Below are 18907 nucleotides of genomic sequence, written 5' to 3'. Positions count from 1 at the left end.
GTTACACCTCCTTGACTTTTACTGTCAAATATCGATTGTTATAACTATGTTCAATTTCTGTTAATCCGAGAATCAGCGAATCCATGAGAAGTTTTCCCTTCTCAGAAACCGGAGTCGTGAAATGAAAAGATACATAACCATCACCTTCCTGTACCTCAAACTGATCGTCTGTAAACGCCTCAAGAGAATTCACAGTATTGATCACCAGTACAGAAACAGCAGCACAGACAATATCCTGTCCTTCTTCTGCATATCCGGCGTGACCTTTTGAAACAAATTCCAGATAATTTCCATTTCTCTTCTTAACTGTAATTGTAATCATAATGACACCAGATTAACCGTTAATCTTTTCGATTTTTACTTTAGTGTACTGCTGTCTGTGACCGTTTTTCTTGTGATATCCAGTTTTTCTCTTGTATTTGTAAACGATAACTTTTTTTGCTTTACCGTTCTCAACTACAGTAGCGGTAACACTGGCATCTTTTACATCTTCACCAGCTTTTAATCCATCATTGCTTACTGCAATAACATTATCAAAAGTAACAGTTTCACCAGCTTCAACACCGAGTTTCTCAACTCTGATTACGTCGCCTTCAGCAACTTTGTACTGTTTACCACCTGTTGCAATAATTGCGTACATCTGTGGCACCTCCTATAATCTTTACTCGCCAGATATGGTGACCTTTCGGTGCTTGTACCTCTCTGTGCGGCATCTCGTTTATAATAGCGGACAAAATTCGATTTGTCAATATGTTTTTTTGGAATTTTTAAATATTTTTTAGCAGCTATAATTGTTACTGTTCACACGCCACTATCCCGCGAGGTGTTTTGGCATGTGAATGCCAAAATCCCGAGACATACCGCGCGAAGCGTGTTACTGGGCGCGGAGTGAACAGTAATCTATAATTCTCTGATATCTTCAATTACAGGCTTGCGAACTTTCTTTCTGGTGAGTTCCAGGATATGCAGTGGAGTGATATCAACCGCTTTTGACTTTACCGGGTCTTTGCGAAGATATTTTTGCAATACATGGAAAAGTTCATCCTGATGGTCAGGATTCTCCATATTAATAAAGTCAATCAGGATAATCCCCGACAAATTTCTAAGGCGCAGCTGTCGGGCAATCTCTTTTGCAGCTTCCAGATTAATCTTACGATAGGTTTCCTGCATTTTCTTTTTGCCTGTAAATTTGCCGCTGTTTACATCAATAGATACAAATGCTTCTGTCTGTTGGATTATCAGAAAACCGCCACTGTTCAGCCAGACTTTTTCGTGCTGAATCTCTTCCAGCACGGTTTCCAGACGGTGAAGTTTATAAAGAGGCAGAAGTTTATCTTCGTAAAAGCGCAGTTTATCTTTTTCTTCCGGGCTGTTGTTTTCAAGATAATCAGAAATCTGCTGAGAGATTTCCGGAATATCCGTTACGATTTCTTCAAGATTTCGGCTGTTGGCATCCCGGACTGCAGAGATATAAAAAGGCTCGGTCCGATAGACACAGCTGAAGCAGGTACGTGATCTGCCATCTACAGCAGCTTTCTGATACAGACCTTTCAGATACTCCAGTTCTTTTTGAATTTCCTCTTTTGAGGCATCTGCGGCATTTGTGCGGACAATGATTCCAAACTCTTTATCCGGGCGGTTGATCTCTTCTTCCATCCATTTGCTGAGACGACTTCTGTCTTCGTTAGAAAGTTTGGAAGATAATCCGAACTTCTTATCTCCTGTTGTAAGAACAAGATATTTTCCAGTAAAATTCAGATTGGTGGTTACTGCCGGAAGCTTGCCTTTCATTGCATCGCGACTGATCTGTACCAGAATTTCGTCGCCGGATTTTAACGGGCGATTTCCCTTTCTTACAGAAGTGTAGATCGCATTTTGCGCATCAGAAAGCTGGAGATAACATTTCTCATTGGCTGAGATCTGTACAAAAGCAGCCCCGATATTGGCAGCGACATTCTCAATCTGTCCGACATAAATATTGCCAAGAGAAGATTTCCTGTCGACCGGTTCGAAACGCAGCTCCATGATTCTTCCATCTTCTTCGTATGCACATACATAACAGGAAACCTGTCGGATTTCCATTTGTGTAATGACCAGTTTACTCAACTTCTTCACCTAATGCTTCCAGAGTTACAAATTTATGTTCTTCTTCATTGCCTTTGTCTGCGTATACTTCCAGACGTTTGATCGTATAAGCAAATTCCGGAAGTTCAACACCAAGCCAGGAAAAGAAAGTATCTGTTACAAGCTCTGGTTTTGTATAATTGGCACTTGCGGAAGCAAGCATCATGAAAATCTTATCGCCCTGAATTTCCATTTTATAGATAAAAGGGCGGATATCGATTTCTTTTTCGCTTCGCTTCGTCTTTTTCATTACTTTAATCTCCGGCTGTGCAAGGAAATCATTGATTTTATCTCTCCAGGAGATTTCCGGTTCTTTTCCAGGACGGAATTCTACGTAATAATCGGCTGCTGCCACCAGAGACATTGCCTTACCTGCCTTTCCGTCTTCTACCTGACGGGTACTGATCACATGAACACCTTCAACCATTACTTCATCCAGACGTCTGGTAATCTCTGAGGTAGGAATTGTTTCTACAAGTTCCAGGTCAAAATATTCTCCCAGACTCTCAGTGCCGACACCAAGTGGTGCTGCAAAAGACATAATCATATGCGGGCTGTATCCGCCGGAAAAAGCTACCGGAAGATTTGCCCTGCGGATTGCCTTCTGGAAATAACGCATCGTATCCAGATGTCCAACAAATTTAACCGGACCCTCTTTGCTGAATTTAATTCTTACCTTCATAACATACACCTCCGCCATAACGCATAGCACCGCAGCCGGAACATTTCTGTCGGCAGTTTGGTGTTACGGTTTCGTTCTTTGCCTGCTCCCATTCGTGGATCAGGAACTTCTTAGTCACTCCTGCATCAATAAAATCCCATGGCAGGATTTCGTCTGTAGAACGTTCACGGAGTGTGTAGAAATCAATATCTGTATCAGTTTCTGCAAAAGATTCTTTCCAGATATTATAATCAAAACTCTCTGACCAGGCATCGTAGATTGCGCCTTTTTCATATGCTTTCAGGATAACCTGTGCACAACGGCGGTCACCTCTGGCAAGGAATCCCTCCAGGATTGTCACATCCGGTTCATGCCAGTTGTATCGGATACTTCTCTGATTTACCTGTGCGCGGATCTCACTCTTAACTACTTTCGCCTTTTCTACGAAATCTTCTTCTCTGTACATACCGGCCCACTGGAATGGAGTAAATGGTTTTGGAACAAAGAAAGAGGTACTTACGTTAATCTGAACTTTGCCGTTACGTTTTTCTTTCGGAACTTCTTCATAATAAGTTTCTGCGATTTTCTGGGCAAGATGGGCGATACCTTTCATATCATCTTCCGTCTCTGTCGGAAGACCAAGCATAAAGTAAAGTTTTACCTGATTCCATCCGCCCTTGAAAGCCTCTCCTGCACCATGAAGGATATCCTCTTCAGTAAGACCTTTGTTGATAACATTACGCAGACGTTGGGAACCGGCTTCCGGAGCAAAGGTAAGGCTGCTTTTCTTTACATCCTGTACCTTACTCATAACATCCAGGGCAAACGCATCAATACGCAAGGATGGAAGGGAAATGTTTACGGCATTTCCATGTAACTCTTCGATTAAAAAGTTTACCAGTTCTTTCAGTTCAGAATAGTCACTGGAACTTAAAGAGCTTAAAGAAATTTCTTCATGTCCGGTATTCTGAAGCATTTCTCTGGCACTTGCCTTCAGAGTCTCCACATCACGCTCTCTGGTAGGACGATAAATCATACCTGCCTGACAGAAGCGGCATCCGCGGATACATCCACGCTGGATCTCCAGGGTAACACGATCCTGGGTTGCTTTGATAAAAGGAACAACAGGCGCTTTGATTGCACGATATTCTTTAGTAATGTCTGTAATCAGCTGTTTACAGACTTTTTCCGGTACACCCTCTCTGGCGGGAGTAAAGGAAGCAATGGTTCCGTCTTCCTTGTAAGTTACATTATATAAAGATGGAACATAGATTCCCGGAATCTGAGAAGCTGCGAAAAGAAAATCTTTTCTGGAGCCGCCTGCTGCCTTATTTGCCTTATAAGCATCAAACAAAGCATCATAGACAGTTTCGCCTTCGCCGATATAGAACATATCAAAAAATTCGGCAATCGGTTCAGGATTATATGCGCATGCACCGCCGCCGATCACAATAGGATCATCTTCCTCACGGTCTTTTGCAAGGAGTGAAACATGACTCAGGTCTAATACCTGAAGGACGTTGGTATAGCACATTTCATATCCAAGAGTGATTCCAAGGAAGTTAAAATTCTTTACCGGTTCCTGAGATTCCAGTGCAAAAAGCGGAATCTCTTTCTCACGCATGATCTTATCCAGATCCAGCCACGGAGAAAATACACGCTCCGCCCAGACATCCTCACGTTCGTTGAACATATTGTAGAGAATCATCATGCCAAGGTTGGACATGCCGATCTCATAGACATCCGGGAAGCACATGGCAAAACGAATGTCTACTTTATTTTTATCTTTCATTACAGAGTTGACTTCACCGCCGATATAGCGGGCTGCTTTGTCAACGCTGAGCAATATTTCGTCACTAAGTGCTAATTTTCTCATTCTTTTCCTCTCACAATTTATCACTATTTACCAAATGCAGAACTTCTTCTGTTTAGATTTGGATAGTGCCTTTTTTCTGAATAAGTGGGAAAAATAATGCTCATTTTTGAACTTATTTTTACCCCGAAAACGGCATTTGGTCACGACGGTACCGGCTGTGATATATGCCGTTAATTATCCTATTATAATACAGGTCATTTCAGAAATTCAAGAGAAATCGTGTGCTTTTGTGGAAATGGTGAAAATTGTCTGCTGTCCCTCCTTTTTTACAAGACGCTTCCTTCATACGCCGTTGACAAACAGCTCTGTTCTTTCCTTTCTGGGAAATGTTCAATTTTCAAAGTTCAATGCCAGAGTTTTGCTGGCATGATCCTCAAGATTCCGAGAGATCATATCTGAATCTCCTCTGCATTTAAAACTATTTTTTCTTCACAGCCATTATACAGGATTATACATTCTGTACGGCATATGGAATTTAAAGATATTTCTGTGACACACTTATTTTTCCATTTAAAACCAATGGTAATCCCTCCAGGTGCTTTAAGACCGCTTATTTCCCCATCCGTCCACTCATCTGGCAGTGCAGGAAGCAGAAAAATCTTATCTTCTTCATATTGGATTAACATTTCCAGAACAGCTGCTGCAAAGCCAAAATTCCCATCAATCTGAAATGGTGGATGGGCACAAAGCATGTTGGGATAGATGCCACCTCCTGTCAGACTACATTCTTCTTCTCTGGTAAAGCGCAGTTGTTTTTTTAGAAGTTTTAATGCATGATTCCCATCACCAAGTTTTGCCCACAGGCAGGCTTTCCAGGCCATGCACCACCCGGTTCCTTCATCCCCTCTTCTTTCCAGTACCACACGACAGGCATTCAGAAGTTCTGGACTCTCCCTGGAAATCAGATTTCCAGGGTACAGGCCATATAAATGGGAAAGATGTCTGTGGTGAATATCCATTTCCGGATAATCATAAAACCATTCCTGTAGCTGCCCTTCTTTTCCGATTTTCCAGGGCGGAAGTTTTTTCAGAGCTACTTTTACCTGGGCTGTTAAATCTGTACAGTTCAGAATTTTGCAGGCTTTCAGATAGATTTCAAACAATTCCCTCAAAATACTTATGTCCATGGTGGAAGCAAAGGTAAGGCTATGGCTGGTATGATCCTGAGCTATAAAAGTATTTTCTGGTGACGTGGAAGGAATTGTCACAAGAAAATCTTTGTATGGAACCAGGTAGCCAAGATAAAATTCCACAGCTCCTTTTATTAAAGGAAATGCCCTTTCTTTTAAAAATGTTTCATCAACAGTATAACAATAATGTTCCCATAAATGCCGACACAACCATCCGGAACTCATAGGCCACATGGAATAGGTACAGGGATTTTCATCCTGTCCAAAGTGTCCCACCGGACTGGAATGCCCCCAGATATCCAGGTTATGGTGGCTTACCCAGCCATTTAAGTGATAAACATCTTTTGCTGTTGTTATCCCTCTTTTTGCTGTTCGTTCTATGAGCTGGAACAAGGGTTCGTGACAGTCACTTAAATTTCCTGTTTCTGCCATCCAGTAATTCATTTCCGTGTTAATATTTACCGTATAATTACTGCTCCAGGGGGCACGTATGGAATGGTTCCAGATTCCCTGAAGATTTGTACATTGGGAACCTGGTTTTGAGGAAGAAATCATCAGGTACCTGGCAAAGTAAAACATTTTTAATACAAAGTTATTTTCTTTGGTATCGTTAAGGGTAAACCTTATCCGGTCAAAGTACTTTGCATATTCTTTCAAATGTGCCATTTTCACCCTGTCATACTGATAAAATCTCAAACGTTCCAGCATCTGTTTTTTGCGGGATATATAAAAATCCTTCTGTTCAAAGTCTGTCAGTCCAGATAAATAAACAAAAACATTCCGGGCATCTTTTATATACAGCTTGTCTTCTTGCTGAACAGTTTTCCCATCCGTCTGCACATACAGACAGAAAGCAAAACGAATTCCCAGTCCTTCTTGATATACAATCGGATTCTTACAGGAATAATAAGGAGGAGCTACAGAAACAGGAGCCTGTCCCTCCATAAGAAGTCCGTTTTTTTCAAACAAAGAAGTCTGATGGTGTATCTGACTTTCCAAGGACAATTCCATTTCAAGGCTACAATCCTTGCCGGAATGATAATGAAGTGCCATAACAGGTTCAGACATACTTACAAAAAATTCCCTTTGATATCTCTTTCCTTCCTGGCAAAACTCCACATTTTCTATGGCTTCTTTAAAAGAAAGCTGTCTTTTATAGCTGCCTGCTTCTGTCAATACAGGTACTTTTACATCAATCTTTAAATTACCGGCTGGAAGATAACTTTCTGTCCAGTCACCAAGCACATTCTCCCGGCAGTAATCTTCTGCTTCCTGATATTTTTCATCAAAGATGTTATTTCTGAGAAATTCCCAGTCAATCTCCCTGTTTGAATTTTCTTTACGCTTCCCGGTTCCAGACCAGAGGGTATCAAGGTTTAATTCAATTTTTTCATTCTGAAATCGTCCATAAGACATTGCCCCCATGGACCCGTTTCCAAGGGGCAATGCTTCATACCATTTGGCGGCCGGCTGCTTAAAAGTCATTGATAAATAATCCATCTTCTCATCCTCTCCAGAAATATATTTCTAGTCAGACTGACCACGATCTTGGTATATTCCCACAAATGATAACAGTGGTAAAACTCTGAAATCCTGGATCAGAATTTTCACTTCTTTTACATTCTCTCGGAAAACTGGAATGATCTTCTGATATCCAATTACAGTTCCATCATATATCTTTTCCCAATCAACATTTTCGTCTGTCTTTACGGATACTTGAAACGCTTCCACTCTCTGGCTATACTGGATTGCTTCTTTTAGCACCAGATAACCAACACGCCTGACTTCTGGTAGGGAAAAAATAAGTTCAGTCGGAATTTTACCCTCTTTAGGCTGATACCAGGTATTAGAAGTATCCTCCAGCAGATTGCATACCGGATGGTCCGGATTCTCATCTTTGGAAAAAACATCTGCCGTTTTTGCCAGATTACAGGAAAAGGCTTCCTGTTTCCATTCTCCAAATTCCCTTAGACGGTTTACGTCATTTTCATGGAGCAGTCCATTTGGCATTGGTGGGATATTCAAAAGAAAAGTTGCATTTCCTCCTGCTGAGCCTAAATAAATATGTTTTAACTCTTCCAGGCTTTTGACATTATTGTCCTCTTCTTTATGATAGAACCATCCAGGTCTTATGGAAGTGTTTACTTCTGCAGGATACCAGATCAGATCATTTTCTCCTTTTAGGACTTCCCGGCTTCCAAGGTCTTCCATATCACTGGTGATTTTTCGCTGACGAAATTCAGTATCGTCTGCCTGCTGGCTCTTTTCCTGAACGCTTTCTGCCAGTGCAGTGCGGGCAGGAACAACACTCCACTCTGCTTTTCGCACATCACCGGCTTCATTTCCGCACCATCGGATATCCGGTCCGCATACACAGATGCATGCATCTGGCTGGTATTTACGCACACAGGCATAATAGCGCTCCCAGTCGTAGACCTGCTTTTTCCCATTTGGCCCTTCCCCGCAGGCTCCATCCAGCCATACGCTGAAAATGTCCCCATATCCTGTCAGAAGTTCTGTGAGCTGGGAAATATAGTAATCATTGTATTCTTTCCCGCTTCCATAACAAGGCTGGTTTCGGTCCCATGGAGAAAGATAGATTCCAAACTTCATTCCGTACTCCTTGCAGGCATCCGCTACGTCTCGTACTATGTCTCCCTGCCCGTTTTTCCATGGACTTGCTGTTACGCTGTGAGCTGTGTATTTTGTTGGCCACAGGCAGAATCCATCATGATGTTTACAGGTGAGGATCACACCTTTCATACCTGCACTTTTGGCCGCCTCCACCCACTGTCTGGCATCAAATTCTGTCGGATTAAAAATTTCCGGATCTTCGGTTCCGTCTCCCCATTCCCGATTTGTATATGTATTCATTCCAAAGTGAAAAAAGGCATAAAATTCTGTAGCCTGATAGGCAAGCTGTCTTTTTGACGGAACCACTTTAATCAATTCCTGATCTGTTGGCATTTGTTCCCTCCTTATTCATAAACATTTGTTTCAAGATATCAAATAATTATCCTTTTAGTCCTCCGGCTCCGATTCCCTGCAGCAAATATCTCTGACCAATGAGATAAATGATGATCGTTGGAATCATAACAATCACAAGACCAGCAAATAAAGCGCCCCAGTCAGTGGCGTATTTCTGCACTTCAAACAGATTTGCCATTCCAATTGGCAGGGTTTTCTTTGCATCTTCTGTGAGCAGCACCAAAGCCAGGGGGTATTCGTTCCAGAATCCCATTGCGCTTAACATGGTGATTGTTGCTATTCCAGGTTTTGCCAGGGGTATCATCACTTTTAACAGAAGCTGAATATTGGTAGCTCCGTCAATCCTTGCGGATTCTTCGTAATCACGTGGGACTGCTGACATAAATCCCTGTAAAGTGAAGATACAAAACGGAAATTGCATAACTGCATATACCAAGCATAGTACAGGAAGACTGTTAAGACCATTCACCGCCTGCAGTTCCAGGAACAGAGGAATCATAATATAAGTTGCCTGAAGGAAGATACAAGCCATATAAATAGTAGAAATCAGTTTGCTGCCTACAAAACGGTATCTTGCCAGTACATAAGAAATAGGGATCACAAACAGAAGCAATAAAAGTGTGGACACAATTGTTACAAAAATGGAATTTCCAAAATAAGCGGCAATATTCGCTTTTTCCCAGGCACATACAAAGTTATCCAGATTGAGTGCTGCTGGCAGTGCATAGGGATCTGTCAGATATTCTGCATTGGTTTTAAATGCAGACATCAGATTCCAGAAAAGCGGATATAGAAATACGATCGTGAACAGAATCATTAGGATTCTGGTGCACCAGGTTCTTACAGTTTTCATCAGTTTCCTCCTATTCCTTTTCAGACGACAGTTTACGTGAGATCATGGCAAGAATCACTGCCAGTATCAGAGTAAACATGGCAATGGCCATGGCATATCCGAAGTTTGCGTTTCGCATACCCTGGGTGTACATGTACTGTAAAAGGACACTGGATGCTCCATTTGGGCCGCCGCCAGTCATGACATTGGACAATGTAAAACTTAAATTGATGGTTCCGGACAAAGAAAGGATATAAGTTGTTCCAATAGATTTCCGAAGTAGTGGAATGGTAATCTCAAAGAACTTCTGGACTCCCGTTGCACCATCAATAGAGGCTGCTTCATAAACCTCCTGGGAAATTCCGTCAATGGACGCCACATGCATGACCATATAGTAACCCACTGCCTGCCATACCAGTGCTGCACCGATACACCAGAGCGCTGTTTTTCCTTCTCCCAGCCAGGCATGTTTCCAGGTAGACAGATGGAAAAGATCCAGCATATGGTTAAAAATTCCCCTTGTAGGATTAAAAACAAAGGACCACACAATACCAACCACTGTCATGGAGACGATGCTTGGAAAAAAGAATACCGTACGGTAGAAGGATTTTTCTTTCAACTGTCCCTGTGTGAGGATAAACGCAAATACAAGGCTTAAAAAGATTGTCACAGCGGGGATCACAAGCATTAATTTAAAGGTATTATACAGGGCCTGAAGGAAGTCCTTGTCCCGAAACATGTAAATATAGTTATCAAAAAATACAAATTTACTGTTAAACCCAACGCTTAGTGCAGTAGAACTGGTAAAAGAAAGATAAATGGCGTTCAGCATTGGTGCGATCATGAAAACGATCGTAAGAATCAGTGCCGGAAGTGTACACAAGGCAATGAATAATTTTGGTTTTTTTACCACGTTTGGTCACCTCTTTTTTATTTTAGGATGCCCGACAGATTATTTTGCCGGACAACGGATCTTATGGCTATCAGAGTCAAGAAAAGCTGCTGCATATATTGTGCAGCAGCTTTTCCAGGAGTGTTACTGTTCAATTCCAAACATGTGTTACTGAATGTTATATGTTGAAAGTAACTATCCTACATGATCAGTTCGCAGCTTCCATATCTGCACGAACCTGAGCAAAAGCGTCTTCCACATTCTGTGCCCATTCTTCTACTGTCATTTCATCATTCATAACAGAAGTAATCGGGTTGAAGATCTCATCTTTTGGATTGATCTTACAGTCAGCAGGAACTGCTGCAAAGCTCATGATCAGGGATGAAGCGTTGGCTTCTTCATAGATTCCGTACATGTTGTAAATTGCTGTGGAAAGCTTGTCTTTTGCTACTTCACGAGCACTCTTTGTAGCATACAGGGCACCGGAAGCTTCTGCAAATGCAGATACGGATTCATCACTGTACAGGAAACGAAGGAATTCTTTTGCAAGTTCTGGATTCTTGGCAGCTGCCGGAATGGAGAACTGCTCACAGCTGTCAAATACATAATGTACGTCATCTGCATTCTCGGTTGGGATTGGAGCCATGGCAAATTCAAATCCATCTTCTCTTGGTGCATCCTGCATTTCATTTTCCATCCAGGTTCCGTTTGTGATGAATGCTGCCTTTCCAAGCATCATTTCTGTCTGGGATTCGGTATGGTTCATACCAACAGTGCCGTCAAGGAGATAACCGTTATCTGCAATTTCCTTGATGTGTGTAAGAGCTTTTAATACACCTTCGTTGTTAAAAGAACCTTCCTCATAATTTGCAATCTTTTTCAGTGCATCTTCGCCACATTCGTTTGCGATTGCCGGCCAGAGCATTTCTTCCATATAACCTGGATAAATTCCCTGATAGGTAAACAGTGCACGTCCGTCAATCTCTTTTACGGTATCACCAAGAGCAAAGAATTCATCCCACGTCTTTGGCACTTCCAGATTATTCTCATCAAAGAAAGTTTTATTATAGATCAGACCCTGCGGACCGCTGTTAAATGGCGCAAGATAAATCTCATCGTCTCCATAAGGTGCACATTTTGTACTTTCCAGGATTCCATCTGTAATATCATCCCTAAGTGTACCGGTTCCGGCATAATTTTCACCATCAAATACATCATTCAGATTTAAAAGCGCATGTTCTTTGATAAGGGACAGGATTACACCATCTTCTCCACCATCATTGAGACAGATAAAATCAGGTGCATTTCCGGCAACGATCTGTGGACGGATAATATCTCCAATGGTAGGGCTGATTGTCATATTTACTTTTACCCCTTCATGGCTCTGTTCAAAAAGTTCTACCATCTGGTTCCAGTAAGCATCTCCGTATCCTCCCTGGAAAATGGCAATATTCAGTTCCTGTTCTTCTGTTTCTGCAAATGCGGTGAGTGGGGAAAGCACGGTAGCTGCGCTCATGGCAAGGATCATGGCAGAAGCTGCAAATCTTTTTTTCATAGGTTGGTTCCTCCTTTTAATTGGCTCTTTATTATGTTTGCCTGATGATGTTATTATAAGCGCAATTATGCTCGTGGTAAATTGACAAAACGCTCCTGTATATAGAACATCTTCTTGTGTAAATTGTCCTATATGGATTTTCTTGTGCTATATATGTACGTTTTTTTTGCATTTTCGTTTTAAATGGATTATCCTGTCTTTTTCCTGTATAATGAACGTATAAAGGAATTTTGGATTGTAACATCAACTGATTATAGTAAGAGAAAAGGAATATTAAAATGAGAAAAAGGCGGCATTACCAGGGATTCCGTAAGTTCAGCATTAAAACCAGGCTTATGATTGCGCTTCTGATGATTTCCATTATACCATTAGCAGGAATCAGCGGCTATTCTTTTCATATTTTTTCAGTCGCACTTAGGTCAAAACTTTCCGCTTCCATTTCCCAGACTTTGTCCATGATCAATCTGAACATGGTCAGTGAAATTGAAAAATACCAGTATCTGTGCGGCTCTATCTGTGTCAGTCAGGAAATCAAAGATGGTCTTCTGAACAAGGATATGACAGATATGGAAAAAAACAAGGCAATCACTGAGATTCAATCCATGGTCCGCAGTAAGATCATCTATCCTGCACAGGCAAAAAATATAACTGTATATGATACAGATGGAAATATCTTTTATGATCTGGGGTATGACGGATTCTATCAGGAGGATGTGGATATGCTCCTGGACCGGCTGGAGACAGAAACAGGGGATGTATGGGCTTATGTTCATACTTATCGTGACAGGGACATTCTTGTTCTGGGCCGTAGAATTTATGAGCAGTATAATCAGAGCCAGGTGATTGGTTATACGTTGATCTCTATTGATGAAAAGATCTTTTCCAAAACGGTACTGGAGCCTATTGGTTTGGCTGATTCTTCCAATATCATGTATCTGAATATAGATGGCACTATTCTTTCCTCCTGGGACAGAAAAGTAGGAATGGGTCAGAAAGCAGATGAGGAATTACTGGAAAACATAGAGAACAGACTGCCAAAGAAAACGGATTCCTTCAGTATTGATGAAGACGGACAGGAACAGCTGGTCACATATATCTTTAATAAAAATCTGAATCAGCTTTTCGTGTATACCATGCCCTATCACTATATCAATTCGGAAGTCTACATCATGCTGAAAAGGATTCTGATCGTTGCCGTTTTTCTGGTTCTTCTGTGTGTTGCAATTGTCTCAGCCGTATACCTTGGAATCACATCACCAATCCGAAGTATGTTGGGTTTTTGTAAAAAACTCTCTGACGGAGATTTAAGTGTCCGGATCCAGGATACCTGTTCGGATGAGTTATCTGATCTTTCCGGAAGCATGAACCATATGGCGGATACCATTGAACGGCTGATTCATCAGCAAAAAGAACAGGAGGAGAAAAAAAGAGAATTAGAATTACAGATGCTCCAATACCAGTTAAATCCACACTTTCTGTTTAATACCTTAAACAGTCTTCGATTTGTGGCTGCTATGCACAAAGATCAGATCGTCAGTGATGGTATCCAGGCACTTAGCAGTCTTTTACAAAATACACTTACCAATAAGAATGAGTATATTACCATCCAGGAAGAGTTGGAAAACTTGGAAAACTATTTTTCCATTCTTAGAATCCGTTATGCAGGAAGTTTTGAATATTCCATCCATACAGAAGAGGATGAACTGCTTTCCTGCCTTATTCCAAAACTGATTCTTCAGCCTCTTGCTGAAAATTCGGTCATGCATGGTTCTTCCGATGACGGCTCTGTCATGGAAATCATGATCACATGCTGGGAAGAAAATGGAAATATAATGATAGAGCTTACAGATAATGGGAAAGGGTTTGAAGTAACTCCTGCTGCACTTGCGCCCCACAAGGATCGCAAAAAAATCGGAGTTTCCAATGTAAATGACCGAATACAGCTGAACTTTGGCCGGGAATACGGATTGAAAATTGAAAGTCATCCAGGTGATGGGACAACCTGCACTTTAACGTTACCGAAGCTGAACACTGACCACAGGGATTCCGTTTCAGAATGTAAAAACACAGAAAGGAATTAATATGTATACCATACTTATCATAGATGATGAACCAATCGTAAAAATTGCTCTCCGTTCTATCCTTCCCTGGGAAGAACATGGTTTTTCTATCTGCGGAACTGCCTCAAACGGTCTGGAGGCGATGCCATTGATTCAGAAACATCAGCCAGATGTGATCATTACAGATTTAAAAATGCCGGAAATGGATGGACTGGAACTAATCCGTACCTTGAAGGAAAAGGGATATCCTGGAGCAATCCTGGTACTTAGCAACTATGAGGATTTTGATTCTGTGAGAAGTGCGTTGCTCCTCGGGGCAGCCGATTATCTGCTGAAAATAAAAATTCAGCCAGATAATCTTTTGGCATGCCTTAACAAAACAACGGAAAAACTACAGAAAAAAGCTGGAGAAAGATCTGCTTTAAATGTAAATACTTCTTCGAATAAAACAGGGCTACTCCTCTCCTTTTTTCAAGGAGAGGCTACACTTCCAGCATTTTTGCAGGCACATTCAGAGACTGATCTTTCTTTTATGGAGAAAAGCTGTGCAATCTGCTATGTCACTTTTGAAAAATACCTTTCAAATGAAGCGTTTTCCATATCTGGGAAACTTTTGTGTGATATGATTCTTGATGCAGTACAGGGAGTATTACAGCCTTACATTCTTGTTCTAAGTGATTTTAGCGCACTGGTTGTTTTTTCCCAGAAGGAACTGATTATAAGCCAGGTAAAAGTTGAGCAGCTGATAAAAAAATTATATAACCGTTTTACGATGTATCAATCCTTTGCTCCCGATATGCCTTACCAGGAAAATCTTAAAAACTATGAAGAGGCAAGGAAGATTTATCAGACTTTTATCTCAAATGAAGGGCACTATAAAGACGATGTGGCAAAAACCTTGACCTATCTGGAAGAGAACTATATGCACCGGCTTACACTTGCTTCCATTTCTTCTAATGTCAATCTTAGTTCCAGTTATTTGTGTCGGGTTTTTAAATCTGAAGTGGGGACAAATATTACCAGTTATTTGAATAATCTCAGGATACGGAAAGCGGCTACTATGATAAAGGAAGATAAACTTTCCCTAAAAGAAATATCTGCTATGGTAGGAATTGAAGACCAGCTTTATTTCAGCAGACTATTTAAGAAATGTATGGGAATTTCACCATCTGAATATGGAAAACGGTTTCATCAGTAATTTATGATAGAAAGACAGTTCTTCTCTAAAAGAAACGGCAGAAGTTCAGCAGCAGATTTGATCTGCCACTGGATTTCTGCCGTTCTTCTTAGTAGGATGCTAGAGCCTGCTCCAAAAATCATTCCTGCAATCTGCAGAACTAAATTTCATACCACTTGATTTCATTTGCTTTCATATGAAGCGTAAAACTGCTGCCATCTCCCCGGTAAACAACCGTTTTCTGCGGTTCATAAGTATTATTTACCACACAATATTTGCCATTTTTTACATAGGCGTGAACTTCCACGTTGTAGTTTGTGGAATACCAGCAGTTCAGCTCCTTTTCAGCGGATGAAGACCACAGGACAGCACGATAAAGAATTCGGCTGTTCTTAAAGCTGTAGGGGAGACCACTGACATAGACACCACGGCCTTTTCCAAAAGTTTTTACCGCCATTTGCACTTCCTGGTTATTCTGAATTAAAATGGTAGTGTCCGGAAGGGCAAAGATATTTTTCTTACCTTCTCCGAAATCTACAGTTCCGTCTGTATCAGCCAGAATGAAATGGTCCTTATGCTCTTTCCAGTTATATTTATCTGTATTTAAGTTAAATCCCCGTTCTTCTTCTACTCCCAGAACATCATCCAGCTGGAAGAATTTTCCCTGCCATTGATGGGCAGCAGGCTCGCCAACTCCGATAAAACCTCCGCCGTTATAAACAAATTCTTTTACAGCTGTGATAATTTTTTCCTGACACCAGTATTCACCGCCACTCTGGGCTGTATCAGCATCTCCTGCATTGATTACTACATCAAACTTTTTCAGCAATTCCGAATCGGCCAGGATATCGTCGAAGCTGATAAAGGAAACATCAAACGGCGCTCCACTCAAAGCTTCAATAATTCCAAAATAGGAATAATTCTGTTTATAATAAATGGCATGATGTACCATATGATTGCCCCAGGAACGCATTTTTCCCCAACAGTTTAAGACGGCAACCCTTTTCACGCAATACGGTGTTACACCCTGGATATTGTCATAAAGGGTACGGAATTCCTGGCATACTTCTTTGATATACTGAACAAAATCCGGGAACTGAAGTGCCAGTTTCAAATATCCGCCGTATCCGATCCGCTGAATCGGACTTCTTAAAATGGCACGTCTTGCTGTTACCCAGTTTACCTTTGCTTCTTTTACCGGATCACCACCTTCATGGAAAGTGTCCGGGAAGAAATAAGGAAGAAAACGGCCTTCTGTATATTTTACATTTTTAATATCACTAAACAATCGCAGTGTTGCACCATTTCCTACGCTTCCAACTACTGCATCAAGTCCGATGGATGCAAATTCATCCATAAACGGTTCCATGCCGATCCAGTGATCTCCCATGAACATCATAGCTTCTTTTCCATATTCGTGAACGATATCTACCATTTCTTTGGCGAGCTTTGCTACTTCCCTTCTCTGGAATGCCTGGAAATCTTTAAATTCTTTGGATGGAATCCGGTAGGTATTATTCATGTAACCCTGATCGATGATATACTCTGGGCGGAAAGGATAACCTGCTTCCTCTTCAAACTGTTCCAAAATGTATGGGCTTACTGAAGCTGAATATCCAAACCAGTCTACATATTTTTCCCTTGCAAACTCATCAAAAATCAGAGTGAACTGATGGAAAAAGGTGGTAAAACGTACCACATCAACATAGGGATGAGTGTCCAGAAAGCGGCGCAGGCGTTTCAGAGAATGCGCCCTGGTCTTAGGCTGCCGGACATCAAAGGTAATTTGCGGTTCTACATTTTTCCAGTCATTTACTACTGCATTGTACATATGAACCGGGTCCCACATGATATAAGCCAGAAAACTTACGGTATATTCATGGAACAGTTCTGCCGGCTGGATTACTACATTCCCGTTTTCTTCCTTATAGGTCCATTTGGTGGTGGGGACTATTTTTCCTGTAGTTCGGTCTATTACTTCCCACCATCTTGTAATATCATCATGGGTATTTACTTTCAGCATATCCGGATACAGATGATCCATCAGATGAATTTCCAGTTTGTCTGATGTTGCGGTATGAAAAGAACTCATAATATACATCTGCTGGATCTCATCCGGATTTTCTTTCGCCCAGGTATTATCTTTTCTTGTAGTGTAGTAAGTAGCATAGATTTTGGCTCCGGTATCTTTTAATTCCTGGGGAAATTCTGTTCCGTCACAGTCACGTATGGCATCTGCTCCCCATTCATCCATAATGTTTTGTGTTTCTTTTACCATGTCCAAATCAGTTGGAATGGTAATCCGTCCTTTTGTCTTTTCCATTTTGTAACCTCCGCTGCAATTATTTTTTGGATCCACTTTCAAAAATTTTATGTTTGCAATTATGTATATGTTTCTTAAGTTTAAGAATACGTTTTTACAGACGGGATTTCTAGGGACTTGTTGCGATACTTTTTAGAAATCTTGCGATTTTTATCTGACTATGGTATTCTGGAACTATTCAAAAACAAGTAGATTCTCATACGGCGTACGAGTTATGTTTGTATGAACAAACGGATTCACAATTTTTATACAATCAGGAGGTCTTATGAGTACACGGTCTTTTTCTTTTATAGACGGAAATCCCCTTTCTACGGAAGCAATTCTGGTAAATGCCTCTTCTTCCCATTATGGTGAGGACTGGTCCAGCATCCGGCATACCCATCCGTTTACAGAACTTTTTTATGTCTGTGATGGAAATGGAGAGTTTTTCATTGAAGACCAGGTCTTTTCTATTGCAAAGGACGATCTGATTATTGTGAACCCTTATATCCAGCATACGGAAAAATCCCAGCCTGACACACCTCTTTCTTATTATACGGTAGGTGTAGATGGAATCAGCTTTTCCTTCCACGACAAAAGAGAATTTCGGATTTTCAACTGCAGGGAAAAAAAGGCAGATCTTTTGTTTCATTTTCATTCTCTATTTCGGGAATTGGAAGAAAAAAAAGAGGGCTATGAAGAAATATGCAAATATAATCTTGCAATTCTCATTGCCCAGCTTCGCAGAATTACTGTATCTGGATTCCAGCTGGTTCCTTCTTTTCATCCAAGCAAGGAGTGCGCTATGGTCCGGCGCTATCTGGATTCTCATTACAGTGAGAATATCACGCTGGATCAGCTTGCCAGTTTCAGTCATCTGAATAAATACCACTTAAGTCATGAGTTTACCAGATATTATGGTATCTCTCCAATTAGTTACCTGAACTGTCGCAGAATTGAAGTCTGTAAAGAACTTCTGGAAAACACAGATTATGAAATTTCAGACATCGCACATATGGCAGGTTTTTCATCCCAAAGTTATCTGGCGCAGAGCTTCCGGAAATCTTGTGGTGTTACAGCCGGAGACTACAGACGTACTATAAAAGAGAAAAACCTGACGGTAAAAAACAAACCGTTTTAAGATACTTTTCTTCCATAAAAAAATCCATGATCTTTTTATGTTTATACGGGGCTTTTTCTGGATTATCCCATTCGACACCATAGATGATCCATTCACCTGATACGGCAGTGATGAGTGATGAGTTAGACGCGTAATTTTTTGTTAAAAAAGAACATATGTTTACAGAATG

The 18907-nt window shown here is 41.0% G+C and carries 14 protein-coding genes; 3 read left to right on the top strand and 11 right to left on the bottom strand.

All coding sequences use genetic code 11. The features are described from left to right. Window position 1 precedes the first annotated feature (1 nt). The 10 genes from WKT11_RS17015 to WKT11_RS16970 all read right to left on the bottom strand — a co-directional run bounded on the left by WKT11_RS17015 (window position 2) and on the right by WKT11_RS16970 (window position 12058). Window positions 2-322 carry a ribosomal-processing cysteine protease Prp gene (locus tag WKT11_RS17015; protein ID WP_117677175.1) on the bottom strand — a complete coding sequence of 107 codons (321 nt, stop codon included), beginning with the start codon at window positions 320-322 and terminating at the stop codon, window positions 2-4. Window positions 323-334: 12 nt separating this feature from the next. Continuing rightward, on the bottom strand, window positions 335-640 hold the full coding sequence (rplU, locus tag WKT11_RS17010) for a 50S ribosomal protein L21 (RefSeq protein WP_020993901.1): 306 nt from the start codon (window positions 638-640) through the stop codon (window positions 335-337). A 260-nt stretch (window positions 641-900) separates the two neighbouring features. Then, a complete protein-coding gene (locus WKT11_RS17005; protein ID WP_340285238.1) occupies window positions 901-2115 on the bottom strand; it encodes a ribonuclease E/G in 1215 nt (404 codons plus the stop codon). Beyond that, window positions 2099-2806 carry a TIGR03936 family radical SAM-associated protein gene (locus tag WKT11_RS17000; protein WP_117677174.1) on the bottom strand — a complete coding sequence of 236 codons (708 nt, stop codon included), beginning with the start codon at window positions 2804-2806 and terminating at the stop codon, window positions 2099-2101. Before WKT11_RS17000 ends, WKT11_RS17005 begins: the two co-directional genes overlap by 17 nt. Then, a complete protein-coding gene (locus tag WKT11_RS16995) occupies window positions 2790-4661 on the bottom strand; it encodes a TIGR03960 family B12-binding radical SAM protein (protein WP_117677173.1) in 1872 nt (623 codons plus the stop codon). The genes WKT11_RS17000 and WKT11_RS16995 overlap by 17 nt, the downstream gene beginning before the upstream one ends. Before the next feature lie 389 nt (window positions 4662-5050). Then, on the bottom strand, window positions 5051-7291 hold the full coding sequence (locus tag WKT11_RS16990) for a glycoside hydrolase family 95 protein (protein WP_117677172.1): 2241 nt from the start codon (window positions 7289-7291) through the stop codon (window positions 5051-5053). 27 nt (window positions 7292-7318) lie between these two features. After that, window positions 7319-8758 carry an alpha-L-fucosidase gene (locus WKT11_RS16985; RefSeq protein WP_117677171.1) on the bottom strand — a complete coding sequence of 480 codons (1440 nt, stop codon included), beginning with the start codon at window positions 8756-8758 and terminating at the stop codon, window positions 7319-7321. A gap of 46 nt (window positions 8759-8804) precedes the next feature. Beyond that, complete coding sequence (locus WKT11_RS16980; RefSeq protein ID WP_117677170.1) at window positions 8805-9632, bottom strand: carbohydrate ABC transporter permease; 828 nt, start codon at window positions 9630-9632, stop codon at window positions 8805-8807. 10 nt (window positions 9633-9642) lie between these two features. Then, on the bottom strand, window positions 9643-10524 hold the full coding sequence (locus WKT11_RS16975; protein WP_117677169.1) for a carbohydrate ABC transporter permease: 882 nt from the start codon (window positions 10522-10524) through the stop codon (window positions 9643-9645). 187 nt (window positions 10525-10711) lie between these two features. Continuing rightward, complete coding sequence (locus tag WKT11_RS16970; protein ID WP_117677168.1) at window positions 10712-12058, bottom strand: carbohydrate ABC transporter substrate-binding protein; 1347 nt, start codon at window positions 12056-12058, stop codon at window positions 10712-10714. A 278-nt stretch (window positions 12059-12336) separates the two neighbouring features. On the opposite strand from WKT11_RS16970, the gene WKT11_RS16965 reads away from it, so the two are divergent. Both WKT11_RS16965 and WKT11_RS16960 read left to right on the top strand, forming a co-directional pair. Continuing rightward, window positions 12337-14139 (top strand): sensor histidine kinase, encoded by a 1803-nt coding sequence (locus WKT11_RS16965; RefSeq protein ID WP_117677167.1) that lies wholly within the window; start codon window positions 12337-12339, stop codon window positions 14137-14139. 1 nt (window position 14140) lies between these two features. After that, the gene (locus WKT11_RS16960; RefSeq protein WP_117677166.1) at window positions 14141-15316 is read left to right on the top strand and encodes a response regulator transcription factor; all 1176 of its coding nucleotides are present in this window, start codon (window positions 14141-14143) and stop codon (window positions 15314-15316) included. A 139-nt stretch (window positions 15317-15455) separates the two neighbouring features. On the opposite strand, the gene gnpA is transcribed toward WKT11_RS16960, so the two are convergent. Continuing rightward, window positions 15456-17618, bottom strand: coding sequence for a 1,3-beta-galactosyl-N-acetylhexosamine phosphorylase (gene gnpA / locus WKT11_RS16955; RefSeq protein WP_117677165.1), 2163 nt, complete (start codon window positions 17616-17618; stop codon window positions 15456-15458). Between the two features lie 265 nt (window positions 17619-17883). Between gnpA and WKT11_RS16950 the strand changes: the two genes are divergently transcribed. Next, window positions 17884-18738, top strand: coding sequence for a helix-turn-helix transcriptional regulator (locus WKT11_RS16950; protein WP_117677164.1), 855 nt, complete (start codon window positions 17884-17886; stop codon window positions 18736-18738). The last annotated feature ends 169 nt before the right edge of the window (window positions 18739-18907 follow it).

Origin of the sequence: Blautia sp. HCN-1074 (assembly GCF_037890165.1) — a bacterium.
GTDB lineage: Bacteria > Bacillota > Clostridia > Lachnospirales > Lachnospiraceae > Blautia_A.
Note: the sequence above shows the minus strand (reverse complement) of the source record. Positions and strands in the feature narration are given on the sequence as shown.